The sequence below is a fragment of the Peptoniphilus genitalis genome (assembly GCF_023614525.1).
Lineage (GTDB): Bacteria > Bacillota > Clostridia > Tissierellales > Peptoniphilaceae > Peptoniphilus_A > Peptoniphilus_A genitalis.
Genome location: NZ_CP097885.1, coordinates 791,850 through 805,667 on the forward strand (window position 1 = coordinate 791,850; position 13,818 = coordinate 805,667).

General features: G+C 37.1%; 15 protein-coding genes. All 15 read right to left on the minus strand.

Features of this window, described 5'->3' with window-relative positions:
• Positions 1-3: 3 nt before the first annotated feature.
• Positions 4-1,326 (minus strand): 2-hydroxyacyl-CoA dehydratase subunit D, encoded by a 1,323-nt coding sequence (locus M9426_RS03805; RefSeq protein ID WP_148464763.1) that lies wholly within the window; start codon positions 1,324-1,326, stop codon positions 4-6.
• A 20-nt stretch (positions 1,327-1,346) separates the two neighbouring features.
• On the minus strand, positions 1,347-2,165 hold the full coding sequence (locus M9426_RS03810) for an acyl-CoA dehydratase activase (protein WP_250342506.1): 819 nt from the start codon (positions 2,163-2,165) through the stop codon (positions 1,347-1,349).
• 239 nt (positions 2,166-2,404) lie between these two features.
• Positions 2,405-4,174 (minus strand): acyl-CoA carboxylase subunit beta, encoded by a 1,770-nt coding sequence (locus tag M9426_RS03815; RefSeq protein ID WP_005956976.1) that lies wholly within the window; start codon positions 4,172-4,174, stop codon positions 2,405-2,407.
• A gap of 13 nt (positions 4,175-4,187) precedes the next feature.
• A complete protein-coding gene (gene gctB / locus M9426_RS03820; RefSeq protein ID WP_005957178.1) occupies positions 4,188-4,985 on the minus strand; it encodes a glutaconate CoA-transferase subunit B in 798 nt (265 codons plus the stop codon).
• Positions 4,985-5,956, minus strand: a complete 972-nt coding sequence (gene gctA / locus M9426_RS03825) for a glutaconate CoA-transferase subunit A (RefSeq protein ID WP_005957069.1) — start codon at positions 5,954-5,956, stop codon at positions 4,985-4,987. The genes gctB and gctA overlap by 1 nt, the downstream gene beginning before the upstream one ends.
• A 72-nt stretch (positions 5,957-6,028) precedes the next feature.
• Positions 6,029-7,165, minus strand: coding sequence for a sodium ion-translocating decarboxylase subunit beta (locus tag M9426_RS03830; protein WP_148464766.1), 1,137 nt, complete (start codon positions 7,163-7,165; stop codon positions 6,029-6,031).
• A 15-nt stretch (positions 7,166-7,180) separates the two neighbouring features.
• Positions 7,181-7,600 (minus strand): biotin/lipoyl-containing protein, encoded by a 420-nt coding sequence (locus M9426_RS03835; protein ID WP_250342507.1) that lies wholly within the window; start codon positions 7,598-7,600, stop codon positions 7,181-7,183.
• A gap of 42 nt (positions 7,601-7,642) precedes the next feature.
• Positions 7,643-7,957, minus strand: a complete 315-nt coding sequence (locus M9426_RS03840; RefSeq protein ID WP_005957031.1) for an OadG family protein — start codon at positions 7,955-7,957, stop codon at positions 7,643-7,645.
• Between the two features lie 697 nt (positions 7,958-8,654).
• Positions 8,655-8,795, minus strand: a complete 141-nt coding sequence (locus M9426_RS03845) for a hypothetical protein (RefSeq protein ID WP_250342508.1) — start codon at positions 8,793-8,795, stop codon at positions 8,655-8,657.
• 78 nt (positions 8,796-8,873) lie between these two features.
• Entirely contained in the window at positions 8,874-9,101 is a 228-nt protein-coding gene (locus M9426_RS03850) for a glutaredoxin family protein (protein WP_005957143.1), read from the minus strand.
• A gap of 132 nt (positions 9,102-9,233) precedes the next feature.
• Positions 9,234-9,584 (minus strand): ArsR/SmtB family transcription factor, encoded by a 351-nt coding sequence (locus M9426_RS03855; protein WP_250342509.1) that lies wholly within the window; start codon positions 9,582-9,584, stop codon positions 9,234-9,236.
• 7 nt (positions 9,585-9,591) lie between these two features.
• Entirely contained in the window at positions 9,592-10,443 is an 852-nt protein-coding gene (gene rsmA / locus M9426_RS03860) for a 16S rRNA (adenine(1518)-N(6)/adenine(1519)-N(6))-dimethyltransferase RsmA (RefSeq protein WP_250342629.1), read from the minus strand.
• Complete coding sequence (gene rnmV / locus M9426_RS03865; protein ID WP_005956969.1) at positions 10,436-10,987, minus strand: ribonuclease M5; 552 nt, start codon at positions 10,985-10,987, stop codon at positions 10,436-10,438. The genes rsmA and rnmV overlap by 8 nt, the downstream gene beginning before the upstream one ends.
• Positions 10,984-11,748, minus strand: a complete 765-nt coding sequence (locus tag M9426_RS03870; protein WP_250342510.1) for a TatD family hydrolase — start codon at positions 11,746-11,748, stop codon at positions 10,984-10,986. Before M9426_RS03870 ends, rnmV begins: the two co-directional genes overlap by 4 nt.
• Before the next feature lie 8 nt (positions 11,749-11,756).
• On the minus strand, positions 11,757-13,712 hold the full coding sequence (gene metG, locus M9426_RS03875) for a methionine--tRNA ligase (protein ID WP_250342511.1): 1,956 nt from the start codon (positions 13,710-13,712) through the stop codon (positions 11,757-11,759).
• Positions 13,713-13,818 lie beyond the last annotated feature (106 nt).

The window sequence follows — 13,818 nt, forward strand, 5'->3', positions numbered from 1 at the left end:
CTATTAAATTGTAGTCTTAGACCAGTCAGTTTCTTTAGTGTTTTCGAAGTTAGTGTAGATATCTTCGCCCTTAGCGATTCTATCTGCCTTTCTTTCGTTCATAATTTCAACTAAACCTTGAACTCTTGTCTTGTATTGTTCTTCAGAGAAGTTTCTTTCGTCAGCTTGGTCACCGTCAAAGTGAACTACTGGAATATCAAGGTCTTCTCTCCATCTTCTTTCGATTTCAGGCATTGCTCCTGACCATGGTTTACATGATCTGTTGTAGTTAACAAGTGCTCCAGAAACTCCGTTTTCTTTAGCCATTGTTTCTCTCCATTCAACACCATCTTCGATACATACTGAACAAGGTGCCTTACAGTAAGCTGCAGCCATTTCTCTAACAGTTGTGTATTGGAAACCAAAAGCAGGTGCATATACTACTGCAGTTACGTTAACTCCATTTTGTTTTAGTGGTTCAAATAAGTGTCTAAGTCCTGGCCAGCAAGGAATACCTTCAAATAGGATTCTGTGTTCTTCTGGGTATTCCCAAGTAGAAGTTCCTTCCTTAACTGATTGTTCGTATTCAGCTGCTAGAAGTTCAAAGCCTTCAGCTGCATCAATTTCACATCTTGCAGCAACAATATCTGCCATGTGGTTAAATAGGTCAAATCCAGAAAGTGGAGATGGTTCGTAAGCCATGTATGAACAAGCCTTTAACCATGCAGCAGCAGTTCTGTTTGCAATTTTACAAGCTTCTTCGAATTTCTTTTCATCAAACTTCTTACCAGTAAGTTTTTCAAGTTGGTGAATAGCATATTCGAATTGGCCCATTAAGTAATCAACTTTTTCTTCAGGTACGTCAACTGTGTTTTGGAATGGAATGTCAATCATGATCATTGGAATGTCGTGCATTCTTGCAATGTTTTCATACCATTTAGTCATCATGTTACAGATGTTGTTACAGCAAAGTACGAAGTCTGGTTGTGGCATCTTTCTAGAGTCAGTTGGTTCTCCAGCTGCGTAAGCAAGTGAAATCCTTGCGTAACCACAAATATCGTTGTCGTATCCCATATCTTCAGCTGTTTGACAAAGTCTTAAACCGTCTTTTTTAGCTGCAGTTGTAGCTGCGTGGTTTTCTGGATATACAGCATGTAGTCCAAATGCCTTTGCAAGCTCAATAGGGAATTTGGATGATGACCATCCAACTAGTTCTCCTCTTTTTTTAGCATCCCATGCTGCTCCGTAAACTCTATCTACTACATTTCTTAGCGCTTGAGCTGCAGGAATGTTTCCTTCGATTGGTCTTGGTTTTTTACCAGGTATTTTTTGAATTTTTTCAGCCATAGTTTACCTCCTAAAATAAATTATGCATTAGCCTTTTTTTCTTTTAATTTTTCTAATTTACATTTTTGATATCCAAATAGCGCTGCACCAAGAGCACCATTTAGTTGACATAAAGGTGAAGTGTAGATCTTGTGACCTGTGTTTTCTTCAAGGGCTCTTACCATACCCTTGTTTAGAGCAACACCACCTGTGAATATTATGTCATCATTTAAACCAACCCTCTTTGCAAGAGAACCAACTCTTGCGGCGATTGATTTGTGAATCCCCTTAACTATATCTTCAATCTTCGTTCCACTTGCCAGTTGCGAAATAACTTCTGATTCGGCGAAAACTGTACAAGTAGAAGAAATACTAACGTCTTTAGTTGACAGTTTGTCTAACTCTTCTAGTTTAGAAACATCTACTTCAAGAACCTTTGCGATAACATCTAGGAATCTTCCAGTTCCAGCTGCACACTTGTCATTCATAACGAAGTTTTCAAGCATACCATTGTCTCCAATTTTTAGAGCCTTGGCATCTTGTCCACCAATATCAATGATTGTGCGAACATTTGGGAATAAGAAGTATGCGCCCTTAGCGTGACAAGAAAGTTCAGACATTTGGAAGTCAGCTTCTTCTAGTGAAGTTCTTCCGTATCCAGTAGCTAAAATATAGGAAATATCTTCTCTTGTCAGGTTTGCATTTTCTAGAGTTTCTTTTATAGTTCTTGATGGACCACTAGTTCCAGCTCCTACATCTATACAAGAGCTTGAAATAATCTCCTTGCCATCTTTTAAAATAATACTCTTTGAGGCTGTCGAACCAATATCGACGCCCATTGTATAAATAGCTTCTGCCATACAATCTCCTCTTTATTTAACATTAATATCTTACTCTTCTTAATTCTACTATACTTATGTATCTTTGTCAAAAAACCTAGTAGCTAAGAGGTTGAAAATATCAGGCTTTCATGGACTTGAGACTTTACTATTTAAAAGTTTAAAATATTATTATTTACTTATAGTAAGGTATGTGGTCATATGCAAAAATATTGGATAATCCTTTTGAGATTATCCAATAAATTGTCATATTTTTTATATTATTTAATGTTATTTAGTCTATCGTAGTCTCTAATGATTCTTGGAGTAAGCATTTGGTGAACTGGACAAATAGATTTTGGATCTTGGTAAGCACTTTCAGTGAAAGCAATGATATAGTTTCTCCATAGATTCATGTTTACTATTTCGTCTACTAGACCATACTTAGCACAAGAGAATGGTTTTGATTTTTCAGCATAGTCTTGAATCAAATCGTTCATCTTGTCAATTGTAGGTTGAAGATCTTTTCCAGCTTTTTTATCCTTAGCAAGTCTTCTAGAGTACATTGCTGTTGCTGCTGTTTCTCCATTCATTACGTTGATTTCAGTTGCTGCAGAACCAAGTGAGAATGCGTTAGTGTCATTTCCTTGAGGTCCACCAAGTACATAGTGAGCTGCTGCAGTACCCTTTCTCATTGTAATTTCCATTTGTGGAAGGTCAGAGTTTTGGATTGAATAAATAAGTGATTGACCAAGTCCTAGTAATTCAGCCTTTTCTGCATCATCACCTACATCAATACCAGTAGTATCTTGTAGCCAGATGATAGGAAGTCTGTCTCTAGCACAAAGTGTTACGAATTCATTCATCTTTATTAGACCTTGTCTATAAAGTTTTCCACCGATAGAGATGTGTTTTGGATCATTGTAGTATTCTGGGTAGCCCATTAATAGACCTTGAACGTTAGCTACAACACCAACTAAAAGTCCGTTAACTTTTGCAAGTCCAGTTACCATTTCTCTTCCGTATCCTTTTTTGTATTCCATAAATTCAGAACCATCAAATAGTCTTGAAATTACGTCATAAACGTCATATGCCTTTTTACCATTTTGTGGAATTATTGAGTACATGTCGTTAGGATCGTATAGTGGATTCTTTGGATCGTCTACTCTAAAGAATTCTCTTTGGAATTTTGGAAGCATTGAAAGGTACTTTCTAATTCCTTCAAGAACGCCTTCTTCTTCAACGTAACATTCTCTCATGAAACCAGTTTGAGCGAAGTGAACGCCAACTGATCCTGGAGGAGTTGTTTTCTTAGCATTTGCAGTTTGATCTGCAATTTGGTTAGCTCCTTCTTCGTCGATGTATCCCTTTGGATTCATACCGCCAAGGATTCCAGCTCCACCAACAGCCATGTTTGCATCTTTGTGAGCAATAATAATTGTAGGTGAAATTGAGTGGTATCCACCACCTGCTGGGTTAGTACCATAGATACCAACAATTACAGGAACTCCACATTGGTTAAGTCTAGAGTTTCTGTAGAATGGAGTACCGCCACCACGTCTGTTTGGATAAACTTTTTCTTGTTCGTCAAGCTTAACACCAGAACAGTTTAGGATATAAACTAGTGGAATTCTAAGTCTTTCAGCAGTATCTGATGCTCTAAGAAGGTCATCAGCTTGTCCTGCAATCCAAGCACCTGCAAGTTTCTTGTTATCGCTGGCAACAATGTAAACCCATCTGTCGTCAACTTTAGCAAGACCTTTTACGATACCTGTAGTTCCGTGATCATTTTCACCAGGATTGTAAATTGTATTTAGTGGGCACCATGTGCCTTCATCGATAAGTTCAGCAATTCTTTGAAGTGCTGTCATTTCGCCACGTTCGTTTACTTTTTCATCTGGTTTACCAGCAGCAAGAGCCTTTTGAGCAAATTCTTGGATTTCTTCTTCAATTTCTCTAAGTTGTTTGAAGTTTTCTTCATCTACTGCTTTTAAAGGATTACCAATTGTCTTCATATTTTGGAAATATGAAGCAAGTGAATATTGAGCCATTTGTCCTCCTATATTATTCTTCAACAGGCTTCTTTATGAAAGCTTCGCCTGGGTCTATTTCTTCTCTAATAAGTCTGATTACATTTTCGTCTGGTGCTTCAAGTTCAACTGCACGAGATACGTCAATGTCAAATCCAGTGTTTTCGATTACATCTTCTGGAGATGAAGATGGATAGTATCCAGCAAGATACATTCTCTTAGTATCTTCATCGAACTTTAAGATACCCTTGTCAGTTACAACCATTTGTGGTCCAACATTTTCAGGAATACCTACTCTAGTTCTTCCACCAGGGCCATCGATCCAACCTGGAGAAGTGATATAGTCAACTTTTTCTATAAATCTTCTCTTTTCGTGTTGCATCATGATAATTGTATTTACATAAGTTGCAATACCGTTAGCTCCACCAGATCCTGTGAATCTTGTCTTAGGGTGGTGGTAGTCACCGATTACTGTAGAGTTAACATTTCCGTATGGGTCGATTTGAGCTCCACCGATAAATGCGATCATTCTCTTCTTGTCGTGTCTCCATTCGTTAGCTTGGAATCCAACGTATGTTGCGTTTGTCCAGTGAACACCACAGTGTGCCATGAATCTGTTGTCACCAACTGATCTTGGAACTTCGATTGGGTCACAGTCCATTAGTCCTGATTCTACAATTAGATAGCAGTGAGGAGCATAAACTGCCTTTGCAAGAGAAGCACCAATTAGTGGTAGTCCTGTACCTACAATTGCGATTTGACCATCTTTAATTTGTCTTGCAATTGTAACTGCTTGCATTTCCTTATTAGTATAGTTATCGTATCTAGCCATTATTTTTCTTCTCCCTTCTTTAGTACGTCTGTTGCGTATCCAAATCCTGGAACATCCTTAAGTCCAATTAATCTAGTAGCACCTAGTTTGTTAAGGTATGCATCGTGATCTTCAACTCCGTACACCCATTCGTCTAAGAATGCATTGAAATCTTCTTCTGTCTTTGATTTAACATTGTACATCTTGTAGAAATCAGCATCGTAGTCGTAGTATTTGTAACATTGTGAAGGGTGAGCTCCAAATGGTGCGTGAACTACAGCGTCAACACAGAATCCTGGAATCTTGTTTTCGTCAGCGTCGAAATTCTTAATGTATTCGTCACTTACAAGTTCTTCGCAAGTTACGATAACTTTTCTTGCTGCAATTGCAATGTCAACATCGTGGAATGTGTTTCCAAGAATTCTTGTAGTTCCATCTGGAGAAGCCATTTGTACGTGAATGATTGCAGTATCAATTTCTGGAACTGGTGCTGCAACTAATTTTTCGCCTTTTTTGAATGGGTTTTCAACATAGATGAATTTGTCATCTGGAAGTTTGTCGATTTTTTGTCTTTCTTCTTTAGAAATTCCCCATTCGTCAACTAAACTTGAACCCATCATAAGTCTAACTGGTAGGTATGGAAGGCCAAGTGCAGCTGCGTGAATTCTTTGCATTTCAACGTCTTGAGAGTAGTCTTCCATTAGAAGTTCTCCCTTTTCAACTGCTGCTCTAAATCTTCTTGATACGTTTGTATATCCTGAGTTAGCAGTGTAGCAATTTATGTATGCTTTTACTCTGCCAGCTCCAATTAGTGTGTCCCAGTCTCCCCCTGCAGGTCCTGCTTCAACGATAAAATCTTTTTGTCCTTGACGTAAGATTTCGTTTACTGCTGCGTAAGGCTTTCTGTTTGTTGTAAATCCCCCAAGAGATATTACATCGCCATTTTCAACATATTTTGCTATGGCGTCTTTAAGATTCATTACTTTACTCAAGTTAAAACCTCCTTATTGTTCCATATATAACTTGATTGCATAAATATTCAGCTCACTATGGAGCTGAATGAATTAATGACTAAATAGAATTAAGAATACACCTGCTGCTACGGCTGAGCCAATAACTCCCGCAACGTTAGGTCCCATTGCGTGCATTAGTAAGAAGTTAGTAGGATTGTATTTTCTACCTTCAACTTGTGAAACACGCGCTGCCATTGGTACTGCTGATACACCAGCTGATCCAATTAGTGGATTGATTTTTCCACCAGTTACAATATATAAAATTTTTCCAAATACAACACCGCCTGCTGTTGCAAAGCAAAATGCCATAAGTCCTAGAGCAATAATCTTAATTGTTGCTGGTTGTAGGAAAGTTGTTCCGTCTGCTGTTGCCCCAACTGTTACACCAAGCATGATAGTAACAATGTTCATAAGAGCATTTTGTACAGTGTCGGATAATCTTGCAACTACTCCTGATTCCTTAAATAGGTTACCAAGCATTAGCATACCAAGAAGTGGTGCTACGTCTGGAAGAAGTAGTGATGTGAAAAGTACTACTACAACTGGGAAAATTATTTTTTCTAGTTTAGTTACTTTTCTTAGTGATGTCATAACTGTTTTTCTTTCTTTTTCAGTAGTAAGTGCCTTCATGATTGGCGGTTGAATCATAGGGATAAGCGCCATGTATGAATAAGCTGCTACTGCAATTGGTGCTAGTAGGTGTGGTGCTAGTTGTGATGTTGTAAAGATAGCTGTTGGTCCATCTGCTCCACCGATAATAGCAATTGATGCTGCTTCTGGTCCAGTAAATCCAAGCTTAACAGCTACTATAAAGGCAACATAAATACCAAATTGCGCTGCTGATCCTAATATAAGTGAAATAGGATTTGCAATAAGTGGTCCAAAGTCAGTCATTGCTCCTACACCCATGAAGATTAGACATGGGAATAAGTTAGACTTAACACCATTATACATAATTGCTAGAACACCAGAGCTTTGCCATGGGTCTGCTACTTCCATTAAGCCTGTCATTGGTAAGTTTCTTAAAAGCATACCAAAGGCAATTGGTAGAAGTAATAGTGGTTCAAATTCTTTTTTAATCGCTAGATAAATAAGAATGAAGGATACGATAAACATTACCACATTTTGCCACTGTAATGCTGCAAATCCCGATTCACCAAGAATCCCCTGTAATGTTTCTAATAACATATGCCGACCTCCCTATTATTGTACACTTGCTAGTACTGCGTCAGTATCTACTGTTTCTCCAGCTTTAACATTAAGTGTTACTGTACCTGCACAAGGAGCTACGATTTCGTTTTCCATCTTCATAGCTTCAAGAATAAGGATTACATCTCCTGATGCTACTGTGTCTCCATTGTTAACATTAACTTTAAGAACAGTTCCTGGCATTGGTGCAACTACATCTCCTGCTCCGCCTGCTGCTGGTGCTGCTGCAGGAGCTGGTGCTGGTGCTGCAGGAGCTGCTGGTGCTGGTGCAGGTGCTGCTGCTTGAGGAGCTGGTGCTACTGGTGCTACAGGTGCTGCTGTTAGTGATCCTGGTGTAAGTGATGCATATCCTCCACCAACTTTTTCAACTTCTACTTCAAAAACTTTTCCATCTACTTTAACTTGATATTTCATTAATTTCTCCTTTTCATAAATAATAGAATAATTTAAAATAATTTATTTCTTTTCGTTTATAGATACGATTCTAAAACTTTCAACTCTCGATCTTTCTTCCATGCTGATAGCTCCAACTATAGCTGCTAAAAGTGCAGGGTCCATTGAATTATCAACTGGTTTTGCTGCTTTTGGTGAAGCTTTTTGAGCTCCTTGATTTGCTTTCGCTGAGTCTTCCTTACCTTGAATACCTCCAACTATTTTAGTAATAACAACAATTGCTATTAGTAGAGAAATAAGGGCCAAGAAAACAACAGATAAACCTGTCAACGCTACGCCAAAGGCTTGCCCAAGGGTAAGACTAACATCTCCTAACATTATCACACCTCCCCAAGTGGTTTCATATTACGGAATCCATTCCAGCTTTTAGGAATATTATAACAAAGACCTATAATTAATTCAATTAAAAAACCTATGTATCATCGATTAATCAAAATCTTTTGCAAGTTAATTATACATGAAAAAGGGACTAAAATAAAGGAAAGCCTTTTTAGAAAAAATCATGAGATAAACAAATTTTAAATATTTTTAATTATTAATTACATTTGTTAAAAAAAGTTTTAATTATGAATTATTTTTTCTTAAAAATTTATTTTATAGGCAAAATCTTTGACTAAATGAAAAATCAAATATTTTATCCTTTCCTTTTTATAAAAATTTTAAGTAATCCTATCTTTTTGTAATATTTTTTTATACTCTTTCTTATTAGATATATTTAGAAACAAAGATTTTATTTTTTTTCAAATTAATCTTCTCTCTCCTACTCTTTCTAAAAAAATTCGATTAAATAAAACAAACTTTTCATAAAAACTTTTTCACAATTTTTTTATTGAGTTTCAGTGAACTTATGAAAAGTTACAAACTCTTAGGATTTTATTGCATCGTAAAAATTTACAAAGTCATAAGTAAATACGACTTCATGAAAATCCACCAACTTATAAGTAAATATTACTTTGTAAAAATTTGAAAGCTCATAGATAATCACTAGTCCCTATAAATTAAAAGTAATAAGTCCTTATAAGGCCAATAAAAAAAGAGAAATCACAAAGGATTTCTCATAAAAATTTTTCTTAATTGCAAGTCCCTTGCAGATGGCTGCTGCGAAGGCATCCATGGAAAGGCCCACTCCAACTAAGAATACCCATATTAAATTCATCTTCACTCACCAATCATTAAATCTCAATAAAAAAAGATAGATGTTATTAAACACCTATCTCTATCTTATTCTTAAATCTTATTTTAGCAATTCATCTAGTCTTGCTTTGTCGAAGCCAACGATTTGTTCGTCGTCAACACAAATTACAGGAACTCCTGTGTAACCCATTGCCATTAATTCTTGTCTTGCTTCTTTGTCAGTTTGCACGTTCTTTTCTTCAAAGGCAACTTCCCTGTCTTTAAGATAGTCTTTTGCCATTGTGCAATAAGGGCAAGTGTTACTTGTATATACTGTTACTTTACTCATATTCATTCCTCCTCGTTACTTTTTCATTATACTCCAAGGTCCTTAATAAAATCAAACCTTTTGAGCTTTCTTCTATGTGAATAAAAATTTCTTCTATTAAATATGCATAAATATACAAATTTTTATTTAAATCTATAACTTATGCTCAGCGTGTTCAAGTCCGTCTTTAAAAATGCAAAGTACGTGATCATCATCAAGAGAATAGTAGGCTCTTCTACCACGTCTTTTTACCTTAATTAGGTTTTGAGTCCTAAGTAGGGCAAGTTGATGAGATATTGAGGACTGACTCATGCCAAGTAGCTCTGAAATATCAGACACGCATAGGGGACCATTCATCAAGGCGTAAATTATTTTTATCCTTGTCGGGTCCGATAGGGTCTTAAATATTTGGGATAAGTTGTTTACTAAGTTTTCTTTCCTATTAAAGTTGGATATATCCTCCTGAACTTTTTCAGGTATATCGTCGATTAAGTTCGTTTTCATAATTTCCTTACCCCACACTTTTAAAGTTTACACTTAAAATGATGAACTCTTCAAGGCTGAGGGTCTCTGCCCTTCTTCCTCCATCAATTCCACTAAGTTCAAGAGCTCTTTTGATATCGTCCTTGCTATAGGGAAGTCCTGAGTTGGAAAAAGAATTTAACAAGGTCTTTCTCCTTGTTGTAAAGGCTGCTCTCACTATCTTAAATAAGAAGTCTGTGTCAAGGTCTTCTCTTTCCTTCATTTTTAAGTTTACAACTGCTGAATCAACATTAGGCTTTGGCATAAATACTGAGCTAGGAACTTGAAACTTGTACTTGCAGTCTGTGTAATAATTTATAAAGACTGAAAGAGATCCATAGTCCTTGTTGCCCGGTTGAGCTGCTAGTCTCTTTGCAACTTCCTTTTGTACCATTACTGTTATAGATATTAAATTTACCTTAGATAAAAGCAACTTTTCTATAATTGGTGTTGTTACATAATAAGGTAGGTTTGCAACGACCTTAAAGCCCTCGTCGCCAAACTCTTCTCCAGCGATTTTTTCAAGGTCAAGTTCAAGGAAGTCACCGTAGATAACTTTTACATTTTCTATGTCCAAAGTTTCCTTGTGAAGGTCCCTTAGCTTTTCATCTATCTCGACAGCCACTACCTTCTTTGCCCTCAGTGCCAACTCCTCTGTCATGGTACCAACACCTGGACCAATCTCTAGTATGTTGTCATATTCACTTATTTCTGCTGCATCAGCAATTTTTCTAACAATATTTCCATCTATTAAAAAGTTTTGTCCCAGAGACTTTGTAAATCTAAAGCCATACTTGGAAAGTATTTCTGAAAGTTTGCTGGGTTTATATAATCTATCTATGGGAGTTCACTTCCTTCATAGCCTCTTCAAATTCTTCCCTTGTTATTCCAAAGGAATTTAATTTGCTTAGGGTCTTTTTTCCATTTCCATATCCTATCTTTAGGATTTCAGAAAGCATCTCACGTCTTCTGCTTGCATCATCAGAGTTTACTAGGTCATTTTTTATTAAGTCAGCCATGGTAAATTCTGTAGACTTTTCAGTCTTTGTTGCCCTAGCAGCCTTTAGTGCCTTTAGGATTTCTTCTGGCGAAGCATTCTCTACTCCAATGTCCCCATGTTTTGTGGAAACCCTTTGAGAAAGGTAGGCATGCTTGGCAGTGGGAATTTCATCTGCAATTCTCTTTCTTATTTGTGATCCAACGTAGTCAGAGTCTGTAAAAATTATTATTCCCTTCTTCTTGTCCATTTCCTTTAAGAGATTTATTAATTTCCTTCCGAAAGCAAAGCCGTGAGTGGTTATAATTTCTGCATCAACTGCCTTTTTAATGGCAATCTCATCATCACGACCCTCTGCGACAATTACTTCTTTAATTGTCATCTTCATATTCCAAAAAACCTCTTTGTATTTTCTGCCGTTATCTTTTCCACTTCTTCTGGATCAATTTGCCTTAGGTCTGCAATGTATTGACAGACAAACTTCACAAGCTTGGGCTCATTTCTCTTTCCCCTATAAGGGACAGGTGTCATATAAGGACAGTCCGTCTCAAGTAGGAGCCTATCAAGGGGCACCTTCTTTGCAACTTCCTTTGGAGTCTTGGCATTTTTAAAGGTAACTGCACCGCCAAGTGCAAGGTAGTCCCCCATCTTCACATACTCTTCCATCATCTCAACCGATTGAGAGAAGCAGTGGATTAAGGCTGTGAATTCATATTTTTCGTGGGCTTCCTTTAAGATGTCAAAGGTATCCTTAACTGCATCACGAGAGTGGATGACAATATTTTTTCCAAGTCTTGCCGCAAGTTCGATTTGTCTTTTAAAGACTTCCTTTTGGACATCTCTAGGTGAGTTGTCGTAGTAATAGTCTAGGCCAATTTCTCCAATTGCCATAACTTTTTCATTTTTAGAAAGTTCAATTAATCTCTCTTCCACCTGGTCATCATAGGTCTTTGCCTCATGAGGGTGGACTCCAATGGCTGCATAAATATTTTCGTATTTATTTGCAAGCTCCACTGACCTCTCAGATGATGGGAGGTCAGAAGAATTATTTATTACAAGTTCTATTCCATTATCACCTAGGCTCTTTATTAGGCTGTCTCTGTCTTCATCAAAGGCAGGATCATCTAGGTGGACATGTGAATCTATCATCTTTTCTCCTAACTAATTTTTGCTCCTGATTTAAGGTCTGCTAAAGTTGATGCAAGGCTTAGGTTCTTTTCATCGTCTTCTGCTGCAAGAATCATTCCCTTGGATTCAATTCCTCTTAACTTAATTGGCTTTAAGTTTACAATCATTAGGACCTTCTTGCCAATTAAATCTTCTTTCTTGTAGTGGTCTTTGATGCCAGAAACAACTTGTCTTTCCATGTCGCCAACTTTTAATTTTAATACAAAAAGTTTGTCAGCCTTTGGATGGTCTTCTACATCAAGAACTTCAGCTACCCTTATATCAAGTTTGTCAAAATCATCTATAGTAACTTCTTCTTTTATATCTTCTTTTTCTTCCTTCTTTTCCTTCATAATTCTTGACTCTAATAGAGCTGTGTTTTCTTCATTAAATCTTTCGATTTCAGCTTCAATGTCAAGTCTTGGGAAGATGACTTCTCCCTTTCTAACCTTAGTATCATCAGGAAGTAGGCCAAAGACTCTTGAGTCTTCCCAGGAAACTTTTTCATCAAGACCAAGTTGTTCCCTAATCTTTAGAGAAGTTTCCTTAATAAATGGATAAATTAAAACAGAAACAATTCTCAAACTTTCTGCCAAGTTATATAAAACAGTGTTTAGTCTGTCCTTCTTGTCTTCGTCCTTTGCAAGCTTCCAAGGTTCAGTTTCGTCAACATACTTGTTAGTCCTCCTGATTAGCTTCCAAATCGCTTCTAAGGCAACAGAAAATTCATAGTGTTCCATTGCTTTTTCAACCTTATCTACAACAGACACTGCAAGATTTTCTAAATCATCATCAAGGTCTTCTCTAACGCCCATGTCTTTGATGACTCCGTCGTTATACTTGCCAATCATAGAAACAGTTCTTGAAAGTAGGTTGCCAAGGTCATTAGCTAAGTCAGAGTTAAGTCTTTGCATGAATTTTTCTATGTTAAAGGATCCATCAGAACCAAAGGAGAATTCACGAAGTAGGAAGTACTTAAGAGCATCAACTCCGTAAAGCTTGATAATTGGTTCAGGGTAAATAACATTTCCCTTAGACTTACTCATCTTGTCGTTGTCAAATAAAATCCAGCCGTGGCCAAATACCTTGTCAGGTAGAGGTAGGTCAAGGGCCATTAAGATTGCCGGCCAAATAATAACGTGGAATCTAATGATTTCCTTTCCAACGAAGTGGACACCCGCTGGCCAATAGTCATTAAATTTTTCTTTATCAGTTCCATATCCAATTGCAGTCAAGTAGCAAGTTAGGGCATCAATCCAAACGTAGACAACGTGCTTAGGATCAAAGGGAACCTTAACTCCCCAGTCAAAAGTTGACCTTGAAACAGAAAGATCTTCAAGTCCGCTTTCTCCTTCAAAGAAGTTTTTAACCATTTCATTTTTTCTAAAAGCTGGCTCAATAAACTCAGGGTGGTCTTCATAATATTTTAAAAGTCTGTCCTTGTATTTAGAAAGTCTAAAGAAGTAAGACTCTTCATTAGTAAGTTCAGTTGATCTGCCACAGTCAGGACAAGTGTGACCTTCACCTAGCTGAGCTTCAGTCCAGAAAGACTCACAAGGCTTACAGTAGTAGCCCTTGTATTCGCCCTTGTAGATATCGCCCTTGTCATAAAGTTTTTGGAAGATTTCTTGAACGTCCTTTTCGTGATCTTCATCAGTTGACCTAACAAAGTAATCGTAATCAATATCCATGATTTCCCAAAGCTTCTTTATGTTCTTAACAATTCCATCAACATAAGCCTTTGGCTTCATGCCAAATTCCTTAGCCTTATCTTCTATCTTTTGGCCGTGTTCATCAGTACCAGTAGTGAAGAAAACATCATAGCCTTGCATTGTCTTAAATCTCTTAACGCAATCAACTGCCACAGTACAATAAGTGTGGCCAATGTGAAGATTATCACTTGGATAGTAAATTGGCGTTGTAACATAAAATTTTTTATTACTCATAAAACCTCCATAAAAAAACCCAATCCACTGGGATAAGGCCTTGGCATAATCTGTCAATATTCCGATAAATTTCTACATATATTAGAATAATTATAACTGAATAACT

Coding starts and splice junctions, on each gene's coding strand:
- M9426_RS03805 (WP_148464763.1), bottom strand. CDS start 1,326: ATGGCTGAAAAAATTCAAAAAATACCTGGTAAAAAACCAAGACCAATC.
- M9426_RS03810 (WP_250342506.1), bottom strand. CDS start 2,165: ATGGCAGAAGCTATTTATACAATGGGCGTCGATATTGGTTCGACAGCC.
- M9426_RS03815 (WP_005956976.1), bottom strand. CDS start 4,174: ATGGCTCAATATTCACTTGCTTCATATTTCCAAAATATGAAGACAATT.
- gctB (WP_005957178.1), bottom strand. CDS start 4,985: ATGGCTAGATACGATAACTATACTAATAAGGAAATGCAAGCAGTTACA.
- M9426_RS03830 (WP_148464766.1), bottom strand. CDS start 7,165: ATGTTATTAGAAACATTACAGGGGATTCTTGGTGAATCGGGATTTGCA.
- M9426_RS03835 (WP_250342507.1), bottom strand. CDS start 7,600: ATGAAATATCAAGTTAAAGTAGATGGAAAAGTTTTTGAAGTAGAAGTT.
- M9426_RS03840 (WP_005957031.1), bottom strand. CDS start 7,957: ATGTTAGGAGATGTTAGTCTTACCCTTGGGCAAGCCTTTGGCGTAGCG.
- M9426_RS03845 (WP_250342508.1), bottom strand. CDS start 8,795: ATGAATTTAATATGGGTATTCTTAGTTGGAGTGGGCCTTTCCATGGAT.
- M9426_RS03850 (WP_005957143.1), bottom strand. CDS start 9,101: ATGAGTAAAGTAACAGTATATACAAGTAACACTTGCCCTTATTGCACA.
- M9426_RS03855 (WP_250342509.1), bottom strand. CDS start 9,584: ATGAAAACGAACTTAATCGACGATATACCTGAAAAAGTTCAGGAGGAT.
- rnmV (WP_005956969.1), bottom strand. CDS start 10,987: ATGAAGATGACAATTAAAGAAGTAATTGTCGCAGAGGGTCGTGATGAT.
- M9426_RS03870 (WP_250342510.1), bottom strand. CDS start 11,748: ATGATAGATTCACATGTCCACCTAGATGATCCTGCCTTTGATGAAGAC.
- metG (WP_250342511.1), bottom strand. CDS start 13,712: ATGAGTAATAAAAAATTTTATGTTACAACGCCAATTTACTATCCAAGT.